This window comes from Actinoplanes sp. NPDC023801 (genome assembly GCF_040639655.1).
Taxonomy (GTDB): Bacteria; Actinomycetota; Actinomycetes; order Mycobacteriales; family Micromonosporaceae; genus Actinoplanes.
Genome location: NZ_JBFAAI010000004.1, coordinates 342,638 through 354,703, shown reverse-complemented (window position 1 = coordinate 354,703; position 12,066 = coordinate 342,638). Strand labels below are relative to the sequence as shown.

Annotated in this window: 10 protein-coding genes; 4 read left to right on the top strand and 6 right to left on the bottom strand. The window is 71.8% G+C overall.

Annotated elements, in window-relative coordinates:
• Positions 1-127: 127 nt before the first annotated feature.
• The 3 genes from AB0G04_RS11615 to AB0G04_RS11605 form a co-directional block, all read right to left on the bottom strand.
• Complete coding sequence (locus AB0G04_RS11615) at positions 128-448, bottom strand: STAS domain-containing protein (RefSeq protein WP_360980511.1); 321 nt, start codon at positions 446-448, stop codon at positions 128-130.
• Positions 449-770: 322 nt separating this feature from the next.
• Positions 771-1,727 (bottom strand): pectate lyase, encoded by a 957-nt coding sequence (locus tag AB0G04_RS11610; protein ID WP_360980508.1) that lies wholly within the window; start codon positions 1,725-1,727, stop codon positions 771-773.
• A gap of 262 nt (positions 1,728-1,989) precedes the next feature.
• The gene (locus AB0G04_RS11605; protein ID WP_360980505.1) at positions 1,990-2,616 is read right to left on the bottom strand and encodes a TetR family transcriptional regulator; all 627 of its coding nucleotides are present in this window, start codon (positions 2,614-2,616) and stop codon (positions 1,990-1,992) included.
• Positions 2,617-2,677: 61 nt separating this feature from the next.
• On the opposite strand from AB0G04_RS11605, the gene AB0G04_RS11600 reads away from it, so the two are divergent.
• Entirely contained in the window at positions 2,678-3,538 is an 861-nt protein-coding gene (locus tag AB0G04_RS11600) for an SDR family NAD(P)-dependent oxidoreductase (RefSeq protein ID WP_360980502.1), read from the top strand.
• 9 nt (positions 3,539-3,547) lie between these two features.
• On the opposite strand, the gene AB0G04_RS11595 is transcribed toward AB0G04_RS11600, so the two are convergent.
• Entirely contained in the window at positions 3,548-6,883 is a 3,336-nt protein-coding gene (locus tag AB0G04_RS11595; RefSeq protein ID WP_360980499.1) for a DUF4132 domain-containing protein, read from the bottom strand.
• Between the two features lie 69 nt (positions 6,884-6,952).
• Here AB0G04_RS11595 and AB0G04_RS11590 point away from each other — a divergent pair, with 69 nt between their 5' ends.
• Both AB0G04_RS11590 and AB0G04_RS11585 read left to right on the top strand, forming a co-directional pair.
• Positions 6,953-7,381: a PPOX class F420-dependent oxidoreductase gene (locus tag AB0G04_RS11590; RefSeq protein ID WP_360980496.1), complete on the top strand. Its 429-nt coding sequence runs from the start codon at positions 6,953-6,955 to the stop codon at positions 7,379-7,381.
• Positions 7,382-7,602: 221 nt separating this feature from the next.
• Positions 7,603-9,423 (top strand): ABC transporter ATP-binding protein, encoded by a 1,821-nt coding sequence (locus tag AB0G04_RS11585; protein ID WP_360980772.1) that lies wholly within the window; start codon positions 7,603-7,605, stop codon positions 9,421-9,423.
• Here AB0G04_RS11585 and AB0G04_RS11580 read toward each other — a convergent pair whose 3' ends face one another.
• Positions 9,424-10,311, bottom strand: coding sequence for an FAD-dependent oxidoreductase (locus AB0G04_RS11580; protein ID WP_360980493.1), 888 nt, complete (start codon positions 10,309-10,311; stop codon positions 9,424-9,426).
• A gap of 174 nt (positions 10,312-10,485) precedes the next feature.
• Here AB0G04_RS11580 and AB0G04_RS11575 point away from each other — a divergent pair, with 174 nt between their 5' ends.
• Positions 10,486-11,133, top strand: coding sequence for a hypothetical protein (locus AB0G04_RS11575; protein WP_360980491.1), 648 nt, complete (start codon positions 10,486-10,488; stop codon positions 11,131-11,133).
• A gap of 377 nt (positions 11,134-11,510) precedes the next feature.
• Here the strand turns inward: AB0G04_RS11575 and AB0G04_RS11570 are convergent, their stop codons facing one another.
• Positions 11,511-12,053 carry a MerR family transcriptional regulator gene (locus AB0G04_RS11570; RefSeq protein WP_360980488.1) on the bottom strand — a complete coding sequence of 181 codons (543 nt, stop codon included), beginning with the start codon at positions 12,051-12,053 and terminating at the stop codon, positions 11,511-11,513.
• Positions 12,054-12,066: the final 13 nt, after the last annotated feature.

The window sequence follows — 12,066 nt, the reverse complement described above, 5'->3', positions numbered from 1 at the left end:
AGCTGTTGACCTGGCTGGCGCTCGCTGCTGGATTGACCGGGCTGAGACGGCGGTGGTGCGGAGGCGGCTGGCGTGTCGCGCTGTCTCGAGCGGGCTGAGACGGCGGTGGTGCACAGCCGGGGGGTTGTTACTTGAGGCGGATGCGGTGGGTGGGTACGCCGGCGGCGGTTAGGAGGGCCGCCACCTCGGGGGCGCAGTTGTCGAACAGGACCGTCACGTGGCGGGCGTCGCCGACGTGACAGGCGGCGGCCAGGGCTCCGAGGCTGAGCGGGCCGAGTTCGAGCACCGCACCGAGGTCGAGGACCAGGCGCTGGGGCCGGACGTGCCGGACGGCGTGGATCAGAACGCGGCGCAACTGGGAGGCGTCGTCGTCCGCGAGGAGGGCGTGCGGCTGGAGGACGAGCGTGCCGTCGGGGACGGTGATGACCTCGAGCGTGCTGGCGGCCATGACGGAAACCTCCAGTCACCCGGCTGTTCCCGGGTCGTTAACGCTAGGTCCTGCGGAGGTGGCCGTCGAGACGTCGTACGGGTCTTTCGCCTGGTCCTTAGGGAATTCACAGGTTCGAGCTGCGGAGCGTCACCCGAGCAGGCGCGGTCCGTGAAAAAAGACAGCCGGCGACCGGTTCGCGGGGGTCATCTGGACGGGCGGCGGCGTCGGCTCGGGGAAGTGGACGCTGGTGGACGGGCAGGGGCGCCGCTCGGGAAGTGGACGCTGCTGGACGTGCGGCGGCGCCCACTCAGGGAGCGGACGCCGCCGGACGGGGAACGGATCAGATCTTGCCGGTACCGGCTCCGGCGACCACCGTGGCCTTGACCGTGTTGTTGGCCTGCGGGGTGTACGAGTAGGGGATCGCCGCGACACTGGCGCCGTTGCGGACCTGCTCGGTGCCCGAGTTGACCCGGTAGTTGTTGAGCACCCTCAGGTTGCCCTGGGCCGAGTCGCCGGTCTGGGTGATCGTCGGGCTGCCGACGTTCTCGAAGTAGTTGCGCTCGACGAGGACACCGGCGTTCTCGGTGCTCGCCACCCCGTACGAGCCGATGTTGCTGTAGTAGTTGTTGAGCACGTGGACCGGGTTGGCGAAGCGGACCCGCGGGTGGCGCTGCCCGGTGCCTTCGAACCAGTTGTGCTTGTACGTCACCCGCAACTTGCCGATGTCCTGCGACCCGTTGTCGTCGCTGTGTCCGAGCAGCATCGACTTGTCGTGGTTGTGCAGCCGGTTCCACGAGACCGTGATGTAGTCCGAGCCGCGTTTGATGTCGATCAGCCCGTCGTAGCCGCTGGACAGGTCGTTGTGGTCGATCCAGATGTTGGTGCTGCCGCTCTGGACGTTGATCGAGTCGTCCGCGGCGTTGCGGAACACCAGGTTGCGGATCCGCACGTTCCGGACGCCGGACAGGTTGAGCCCGCCGCCGGTGATGCCGCTGCCCGAGCCGACGCCGATGACCGTCTTGTTGGAGGCGACGCTGTACATGCCCGAGATGCTGATCAGGCCGGACACCCGGACGGTCTGCGACGTGCCGGAGCTCAGCGCCGACTTGAGCGCCGCCGCGGTGGTGACGGTGACGACTGTCGACGCCGAACCGCCCGGGGTGCCGCCGTTCAAGCTGGCGAAGCCGACCGGGCTGGTCTCGGCGGCCCATACCGGCGCCGGGGTGGCGACGACGAGGCCGCTGGCGGCGATGACGCCGGCGGAGAGGGCGGAGAGGACGGTTCTCCGTGTGGACATGGGGATCCTCCGTGGGGGACGGGTGCCGCCCGGGTTGGCGGCATGGGGCGGGACGCCGCGAACCTGGCCCTGGGGAATGGCGGTCCGGCGCGCGCCCGGAACGGTGGGTCCGGCCGCACGCTGCAGGTAAGCGCTTTCCTGACGTGACGGTAAGCGCTGCAATCGACATATGTCAATGCGCGACGGATGTCCACCCCCCCATGAGTGGTGCGTCGAAGGCGGGTGCTCACCCGCTCCGGAGCGGCGCCTGGAGGGCGAGTGCTCACCCGCTCCGGAGCGGCGCGTCGAAGGCCGGGGCAAGTACGGCGAACGCCGCGTCGGTGAGCAGGGCGAGGCGGTGTTCGTCGTCGTCCGGCCGCCACTGCTGGAGCACCTGGTCGAGGGCGAGCAGCGCCATCCCGGCGGCCAGCCGCGGCCAGGCGTCGGCCTGCGGGTCGAGACCGTGCCGCGCGGCCAGTTCGGCGGCCAGGTCGGCGCGCACCCGCACCTGGTACTCCATCCACCGGGCCTCGAGGGCGGGTGTGTCCAGGATCAGCCGGGCGACCACCCGGGATCGTTCGGTGTGGTCGGGGTGGTCGGTGCAGAGGGCGAGCGGCGCCCAGACGGCGTGCCGAAGTGCCCGTGACGGTGGCTCGGCGGGCGGTCGGGTGGCCAGTACGCCGACGATGACCTGGCTCATGTCGGCGAGCCAGCGTACGACCACGTCCTCCTTGGAGGCGAAGTACCGGAAGAAGGTCCGCCGGGAGACGCCGGCGGCGGCCGCGATGTCATCGACGGTGACCGTGTCGAAGCCCTTGGTGGCCAGCAGCATGAGGGCAGCGTCGCGAAGTTCGTCGGCGACGAGCTGGCGTTTGCGTTCGGCGAGGGTGCCGTCGGAACGGGATGCCATCCGTTGATGCTACGCCATGCCTGGCTTGACACTCAGTGTCACGAATGGCACCTTGGGTCTCATGACTTCTCGCTGGACAGCGGAACACCTCCCCGATCTGACCGGCCGCACCTTCGTCGTCACCGGCGCCGCCGGCGGACTCGGCCGGGCCACCACGACGGCCCTGCTGGCCCGGGGAGCCCACGTGATCGCGGGCGTCCGCGACCCCGGCCGGGCTCCCGCCGGCGCGGAGGCCCACCACCTCGACCTGGCCGACCGCACGTCGGTACAGGCCTTCAGCGACGCTCTCCACCACCGGTACCGGCACCTCGACGTCCTGATCAACAACGCCGCGGTGATGGCCCCGCCGCACACGCTCACCCCGGACGGTCACGAGCTGCAGTTCGCCACCAACCACCTCGGGCACTTCGCGCTCACCCACCGCCTGCTGGACCTGCTGGCCGCGGGCCGGGACCCGCGGGTCGTCACGGTCACCTCGGTCAACCACCGGCAGGCGCGCACCCCACTCGACGGCGGTGGCCGGTATTCGCCGATGGGTGCCTACAACCGGTCCAAACTGGCCAACGCGGTCTTCGGCGTGGAACTGCACCGGCGGCTCACCGCGGCCGGCAGCCCGGTGCGCAGCATCCTGGCCCACCCGGGGTACACCCGCACCGGACTCCAGTCCGCGGCCACCACCCCGATGTGGCGGTTCCTGCTCGACCGCCTCGGCAATCCGCTGATCGCCCAGCCCGCCGACCGGGGCGCCTGGCCGCAGCTGTTCGCCGCCGCCGCCCCGGCCGCCGAGGCGGGCGTCCTCTACGGCCCGGACGGACCCGGCGAACTGCGTGGCCATCCGGTCCCGGTCCGGCTGTCGGCGGCCGCCACCGACCCGGCGATCGGCCGCCGGCTGTGGGAGCTGTCCGAAAGCCTGACCGGCTGACCGGGGCCGTCAGCCCGTGACGTCGGTCAGGTCGCGCAGGATCTCCGACGCCACGATCGGGTCGAGGCCGCCGAGCGCAAGGACGTTCCCACCGGTGACGCTCCACGGGTCCACGGTGCCGTCGTGCAGGTAGACAGCGGCCAGCTTCTGCTCGGGCTCGAAACCCACCTGTCCGACGATGCCCGGATCGAGGTGGACGGTGAGGACCTGCTCCGGGCCGATCACCCGGTCGAAGCCCGGCTGGATCCCGGCGTTCACCGCGTCCTGCCTGCGCCAGCCGCGCCGGTCCAGCGTGAGGACCCGGGTCGTGGCGACGGTGGTGCCTTCGAACCGCTCGATCCGCCCGGCTGTCCGCTCCGCGTCGGAGAGGGCGAACACCGGCCGTCCGAGCTGCGGGAACGGCTGCAGGAGTTCGTAGTCGGCGAACAACCGGGACCACCCGGCCAGATCCGCACCGAGGTGCAGCGGGTGCGCCACACCGAGCACATCGCCGGAACCGACCACGACCGGCTCGTCGTCGACGTTCGCGAAGGTGCGGTCCTCGGCGATCCGCAGCGTTCCCACCACCGCTCCGCCGTCGTCGAAGCGCGCCCAGACGAGCCGCCGCCCGAGCTGCCACATCAGCGGATGGTCGGCGAACAGGCGCCGGAACTCCGCCCCCGACCACCGCCGGCCCGCGACCATGGCCTGCTCGAGCCGCCGGATCTGTTCGGCCGAGACCTTGCGGACACCGCGCTTCAGCGCGGAGAACCGCTGATGGGCCGCCTCACCCCGTTCGGCGTCGTCTCGGGCGCCCGGCTGGGGCAGCGCCTTGAGCCGCCGCCCGTCGCCGTCGGTGACGTACGGCCGCAACTGCTCGTCGAAGGCCACCACGAACTGCCGTGTCCCGAAGTCGAGCTGCAGACGGCCGTCGGTGTCGAGGCCGAAGTCGGGAACCAGCCGGTCGGCGAGTTGGTCGGCGGTGAGCCCGAGTCCCTCCGCGACCTCGGTCAGCCGCGCGGCGGCAGCCTTGCGCAGCGGCCCGGACTTGGCGCGCTGCGAGATCCGGTGCAGGTGCAGGAATGCCTCGTCGGTGCCGATGCCGACCAGCACGGACAGGGCGGTGACCGCCTTGGCCGTCCAGCCCTCGGTGGGCCACGACATGATCAGCGGAGTGATCCGCCGGGCGGTTGCGTCGTCACCGGTCAGCGCGACCGCGTCCAGCACCCAGCCGTCGCGGGCGAGGCCACCGGTGGCCTGCCACATCTCGAACAGGGCCCAGCCGAACGCGGCGAGCCCGGCCGGATCGACGGCCCGCCGCACGGGTTCCAGGCCGGCGTACGGCTCGTCGAACCGCGAGATCATCAGCATCCGGACCAGGTTGGTGACGGCCTCGGCCGGTAGCGCTCCGGATCCGTCACGCAGTAGTACCGGCGGCAGCACGGCGGGTGCCGCCCACTCCGGTGGCACCGGCATCCGGGCCGGCAGAGCGGCCAGCGGATCGGCGGCCAGCAGCGCCTGCACACCGGTGGCCGCGGCCGGGCCGTACCCCGCGGCGGCTGTCCGGATGTCCCCGCTGTGGCCGTGCTCGTGCAGCAACTGCAGGGCGCGTCCGGCCTGCCGCCGGGCCGTGCCGGCCCTGCCCAGCGCCGCCGGGATCAGGGCGCGGGCGGCGGCCGCGGGATGCCGCAGCAGCCACTGCCGGGCCAGGCGGCGCACCGACTTGAGGCGCGCCGACCAGTCGGCCATCAGGGTCGCCAACTCGGTCGACACGAACGGCATCAGCAGCGGTCCGTAGTCGGCCGGTGCCGAGCGGGCGAGCGTCAGCAGTGCGGGCAGGGCATCCGTCTCGAACCGGCCGGCCGTGACCCGCAGCCAGTAGGGGGAGTCCCAGTCGGTGCGCGGCTGCCATCGCGCCAGCGCCGGCCGGGCCACCTCCTCCGGCCCCGCGGTGAAGAGCCTGCTCGGGTCGTTCCACCGGCCCTTGCCGCTGAGGATCTTCTCCGCCAGGGCGGCCCAGTCCGTGGCGTGCTCGTCCGGAGGCAGGGTCGCGCTCTGTGCCCACTCCTGCCGCTCGCCGGTGGACCAGTTCGCCGTTGCCGGATCGGGGCAGGTCAGGCCGGTGACCACCGGCGGCCTGGCACCCTTGCCCCGGGTTTGCCACGGTGGGTCGGTCAGGACCGGCGGCACCGCGGACCGGGGAGCGGCCGCCACCTCGTCCCGGGCGCCCACCATGGCCCGCACCCGCCCGCCGGCCACCGGGCTCAGCAGCGGCATGACCTGCTCGACAAGGCCGGGGTGCCTGGCCACATGCACCCGCAGCAGGTCGTCATCCTCCTCGGCGAGGATCCGTAAGGCGCGTGCCGGGTAACGCTCGGCCGCCCTCAGCAGTGCCATCCGGACACTGCGCTGCCCGGACCGGGCCAGCAGGCCGCGCATGACGTCGTCGCCGGGCAGTGCGGCGAGCACCGGCAGGAGGCCTTCGGCGGTGACCTGCCCGGGGTAGTACCGCAAGCGCCGGTCGAGCCAGTGGAACAGCGCCGTCGCGGCCCCGGGGCCGGCACCGTCCACGAGCGTGATCGGCAGCTCGTCGCTGTCGCCGAGCACATCGGGCTCGACCGCCTGGGCCAGCGCGAGCGCCTGCGACGGTGTGCCCGCGGCATGAAGCAGCATCAGGCACCGGGGGACGTCGCCGGCGGCCAGCGCGTCGGCGACATCCTGCGCCACCAGCTCCGGGCTCGGGATCAGCACCGAACAGGCGGCCCGCACGTACGGCACACCTGAGCGGTGGGCCGTCACCGCTTCGGCCACCCGGTCGAACTCGTCCGGTGGTGCGGATGCGAGCGCAGCCCGCACTCTCAGCAGCGCCGCCAGCGCCGCCGGTGAGCGGTAGCCCGGGTCGGACGTCAGCCGATGCCTGATGCCCGGATTCGCTGACGGGTCGTGTCGTGGCCGGGGCCGAGCGTCATCGATGATCAGCAGCGATGCCCTCCCGATGGCGGCGAGGGCGGAGAACAGGAGCCCGTGGTCGGCGATCCACACGTCCGCGAACGCCGTCATGCCCTCCCGGTGGCGGGTCGCCATCGCGGCGACGGCGGCGGCCCCGGCCGGGTCGGCGGTACCGGCCAGCCACCGCACCGCAGCCTCCCGGACGGCCGGCGACGTGGAGGGAGCGGCGAGGATGCGGTCCAGCTCGTCGCGTGCCCCGGTGGTGAGCTGCTCCACCTGGTCGCGCGACCACGGATCGGCCGTGTACGGCCGCACGCCGGCACCACCGCGCCGGGGATGCAGCCGATCCAGCCACTCCTCCGGCATGACGAACACGTCCTCCGACGCCATCAGGTCCCGCACCCCCGTGTTGTTCACGCGGCGGAACCTACCTGCCGGGTACGACAAAAGATCCAGCGCGGGCCCTGACGGCGGCAGAATGCCACCATGGCGAAAGCGATGACGACGGCCGAGCTCCGCGACTTCCTCACGGCCGGCACGCGGACCGGGAAACTGGCGACGGTACGGGCCGACGGCACCCCGCACGTCGTGCCGATCTGGTTCGTCCTCGACGGTGACGACCTGGTGTTCAACACCGGCGCCGACACCGTCAAGGGTCGCGCGCTGATCCGTACCGGCCGGGCCGCCGTCTGCGTCGACGAGGAGTCTGCGCCCTACGCCTACGTCACCGTCCGCGGCCCGGTCACCATCAGTACCGACCTCGACGAGATGCTGGTCTGGGCCACCCGGATCGCCGAGCGTTACATGGGCGGCGAACTGGCCCCCGGCTACGGCGCCCGCAACGCCGTCGAGGGCGAGCTGCTGGTCCGGCTGCGGCTGGAGAAGGTGCACGGCTTCACCGGCGTCGCTGACTGATGTCCCGGGCATCGATCCGGCCGGCGCCGGACAACCGGTCCGTGCCGGGCCCGGATCCGGGCCCGGGGTCGTGCGCCCGACAGAACGCGACGCCCCGGTCGGGTACCGCTTGAGGGGTGACCCGGATCCCCGGCCTCCGTGCCGACGCGAGCCCCGCAGTCCTCCCCGAACTACGGCCCAGCTGGTGGGAGACCGGCGTCCGGGCCCGCGCCGACGCCGGCATGCTGGGCCTGTTCGCCGAACTCCCCGGCCTGATCCGCAAAGCCGTCCGCATCGCGTGGCGCGCCGACCGGACCCGAACCCTGCTGGTCACCGTCGCGACGATCGGCGCCGGGTCGATGGCGGCCTTCGGCCTGATCGCCACCCAGCGAGTCCTGATCGAACTGTTCGCCGGCGGCCCGACCCCCGACCGGGTGCGGGCCGCGATGCCCGCGCTGGTCATGCTGGCTGCCGCGACGGCGATCCGCGGCACGCTCGGCATGGCCGTCGGGTACGCGCTGAACGGGCTGACCCCGCGCGTGCACGTCCTGGTCGAACGGGAACTGTTCGAGCACACCACCGCCGTGGAGCTGAAGGCCTTCGACGACGACGCGTTCGCCGAGGGCATGGAACGGGGCACCCGCGGCACCGAGGCGGCGATCGAGCTGGTGCAGGACACCATGAACCTGTTCGCCGGCCTGGTCAGCCTGATCGCCGTCACGGTCGCCGTGCTCACCGTCCACCCGCTGCTGCTCGCCCTGCTGGTGGCCACGGTCCCCACCGGCTACGCGGCCCTGCGCGCCGGGCACGTCCGTTTCCAGAGCTATCTGGCCAGCTCCACCCGGCGGCGCCGCCAGTGGGTGCTGCAGCGCCTGATGGCCGAACGCGACTCGGCCGCCGAACTCCGGACGTACGGCCTCCGTGGTTTTCTGCTCGGTCTCTACGACCGGGTGATGGGTGCGCAGATCGCCGTCGAACTGCGGGTCGCCCAGCGGGTCACCACGACCACCAGCATCGGCGCGGCCGTCGGCGGGATGGCCCTGACCGGCGTGTACGTGCTGCTCGGGGTGCTGCTGCTGAACGGCCGGATCCCGCTCGCCGCGGCCGCGACCTGCGTGATCGCCGTCCAGGCCGCCCAGCGGTCGCTGGCGCAGGTGACCTTCCAGATCGACCGGGTCTACGCCAGCGGACAGTTCTTCAACGAGTACGTGCGGTTCCTCACCGCCGCCGGCCGCCACCTGCCGCCGGAACCCGATGCGACCGGTCCGGCCCCGGAGACGCTGCGCGTGCTGGCGGTCTCCGGCGTGACGTTACGGTTCCCGGACCGTGACCGGCCCGCCGTCGACGATGTGAGCCTCACCGTCCGCGCCGGCGAGACGGTCGCGTTCGTCGGCGAGAACGGCTCCGGCAAGTCCACCCTCGCCGCGATCATCGCCGGGCTGCGCACCCCGACCGCCGGCACGGTCTCCTGGAACGACCGGCCGTACGCCGCATGGGACACCGCCGGTCTGCTGGCCCACATCGCGGTCGCCCTCCAGGAACACAACAAGTGGCCGTTCAGCGCCGCCACGAACATCGCCATGGGTGACGTCGACGCACCGGCCGACGCCGGGCGCATCGAGGCCGCCGCCGCCCTGGCCGCCGCTCACGACATGATCGAGGAACTGCCGCACGGCTACGACACCCTGCTCGACCGTACGTTCAAGGACGGCCAGGACCTCTCCGGCGGTCAGTGGCAGCGGATCACCGCGGCGCGCGCGTTCCTCCGCGACGCCCCGCTGCTGATCATGGACGAGCCGTCGTCGGCCCTCGACCCCCGAGCCGAGGACGCGCTGTTCCGAGCCCTGCGCGGCCGCCAGGGCAAGCACACCACCATCCTGATCACCCACCGGCTCGCCAACATCACCCACGCCGACCAGATCTTCGTGCTCGACCAGGGCGCGCTCACCGAGTCCGGAACGCACCGCGAACTGTTGGCGGCCGGCGGCCTGTACGCCCAGCTGTTCACCATGCAGGCGGCCGGTTACCAGGCCGACGTCCCGGACGCGCCGTCCGCGGCCTGATCAGCTGAGCAGGGCATGGGCGACGGCCCGGCCGGACATCCACGCGGTCTGTACACGGGGACGGCCGAACGCGTCGCCGCAGAGCCACACCCGGCCGTCCACGGCGAAGGTGCCGTCCGTCGCCTCGGGTTGGGCGAAACTCCACCGATGTACGTCCACCCGCGGCACCGCGGAGATGCCGAGCAGCTCACCGGCCGCCTCCGCCAGGAGCGGTCCGGCCGCCTCCGGATCGTCCAGGTGCCGGGCGGCCAGCTCCGCGGTGGAGTGGGCGACCAGGACCGGGGCGCCGTCGCCGCGGCGGTCGCCGTCGTCGCAGACGGTCGCCAGCACGGGGTGGTCGTTGACGAATGCGCCGGGGAACGCCTCCCACTCCCGGGACGGGTAGGTCAGGACCGCGGCGATCACCGGCCGCCACACCTGCGCGGACGCCGCCGCGACGATCCCCGGCGGCGGTGCCAGTCGCAGCGCCTGCGGGCCCGGCATCGCGAGAACCACGGCGTCCGCGTCGCGGGGCACCTCGTCCACCGGCGCCGACAGCCGCACGTCGAGGCCCTCGGCGAGATCGGCGGCGAGCGTTCGCAGTCCGCCGGGAGCCGCCCAGCGTACCGGCCCGGTCGTCGTGGTCCCGGGATGCACCCGGAACGTGTCCGTCCACGGGCGGGCCAGCCCTCGCGATTGCCACGACGCGACCTGAGCCGTGAAATCGGGGTCGTCGGCGACCAGGTAGGCGGCGCCGATGTCGGCGTACCGGCCGTCGTAACGCTTGCTGGCGAGCCGGCCGCCGACCACCCGGCCACGCTCCACGACCCGGACCCGGGCGCCGCCCTCGGCCAGTGCCCGCGCACACGACAGGCCGGCGATCCCGGCACCCACCACGACCACGTCCATGATCGGACCCTACGTCAGTGCCGGGCCGGAGCCGTATCGCACCGGGGACCGATCCAGGCGGTCGTCGCAACACCGCCCGGCGAGTACGGTGGCGGCGCCATCAGAGCAGGCCCCGCGAGCGGTTTCTCCTGTTTTGGACATATTAGGTTTCTCATCTCCCTTACACTCGGCGGCATGCTGGCGAACAATCGTTCAGGCCGCAGTGCTGGAGCAACGGCGATGTTCCTTCTCCTGAGCTCGCTTTCGCCGGTGATGACGATGGAGCCGAACCGGGCCGCGGCTCAGCCCGCCGGAACATCTGACTCGCATCCCGGCAGGGGCATTCATTCAGCTGTCGCACCGCACGACGAAGACCCTTTTCCTCAGCAGATGAGAATCAGCTTCACGCTTGAGCTCCACAAGGACGAGACTCGTATCGACAGGGTGAGCTTCGCTGCGACCAAGCAGGGGCCATGTTCCCCCGACGGCCCTTGTGGCTACCACGTCCCGCAGGACGCAACGGTCTCCATGGAATACAGCGACACCTTCGGCTGCAAGGGCACAGCTTCCGCCCCGCCGTTTGCAAACGCTACGGGCACCGTCAGTCTCGGAACCAGAGACGGCAATGGTTCCTATCCGCTCTTCTTCACGGTTCGACTCGATTACAACACCGTGCTGTTCCAGTGCGCTGACGGCACCTCCGGCAACGATGGTGCCAATTCCAGCGCCGGTGGCTCCGACGAGAACGTCGTGTGGACGCCAGGGCAACAGGAGAGCATCGGCGTGCCGGTGAGCAACTTCCTGGGCGCAAGTGGACACGCCGATATCCACTACCGGTATTGAGTGACGTACCGGCGTTCCCTTTCCTGCCGTCCCGGTCTGCCGTCCCGGTCTGACCGGCCGGTGGGCCGCGTGAAGGCCTCCCGAGCGGGCAGGTCGAAACCCGGCATACTCTCCCGGTGCGCCGATCGATGAGTCTCGCCGTCTCCGCCGCCGTCGCGGTCGCCTGCGGACTGGAGCAATGGCGAGACCTTCACCGGTAGCGCCGGATTCTTCGGCCCGCTGGACGCCGCCGGGCTGGCCGCGCTGCTCGACGGGAAGTGGCTCGATCCGGACGACCGGCAGAACGCTGCCCCGTCCGCCTGGGACATCTTCCAGTTCGTCTGCGACCACCCGGGCACCTACGCGCAGGGTTACGCGGTCACCCCCGACCGGGACGACTACCGGGTGTCGCTGGAGACCGTCTGGGCGCCGCGGATGGACGACTCGTTGCGCGCCGACCTCGAGTTCTGCGCCGACGCGGACATCATCGAGACGTCCGGCCACCTGGAATGTTTCTGGGACTGACCTCCCGGAGCCGGGCCCGGGCCGACACCTCCTCGGCCAGTTCCATGCAGCGCCGGCGGGCGGGGGAGAAATCGCCGTTGCCGCCGCAATTCGGCCTCCTGGTCGGCGAGGGTCTCCTCCAACCGCTCGAGGATGCCCTCGATGACGTCTCCGCTGTCCGCACCGGCGGACGCCGTGCCGCTGCTGAAGGCGTCACGGATGTCGTCCAGAGCGATCCCGGCGTCGGCCATCCTGCGAATCCACAGCAGGCGGATCATGTCCTCGTACCCGTAGCGGCGACGGTCGTCACCGCCCCGCTCAGGCTCGGGGAGCAGGCCGATCTCGTGATAATGGCGGATCGCCCGCGGCGTGCTGCCGGCGAAGGCCGCCGCGTCACCGATCCTGACTCGGCGGGGCGGCATGACAGACGAATGCACCAGCAGGGACCTT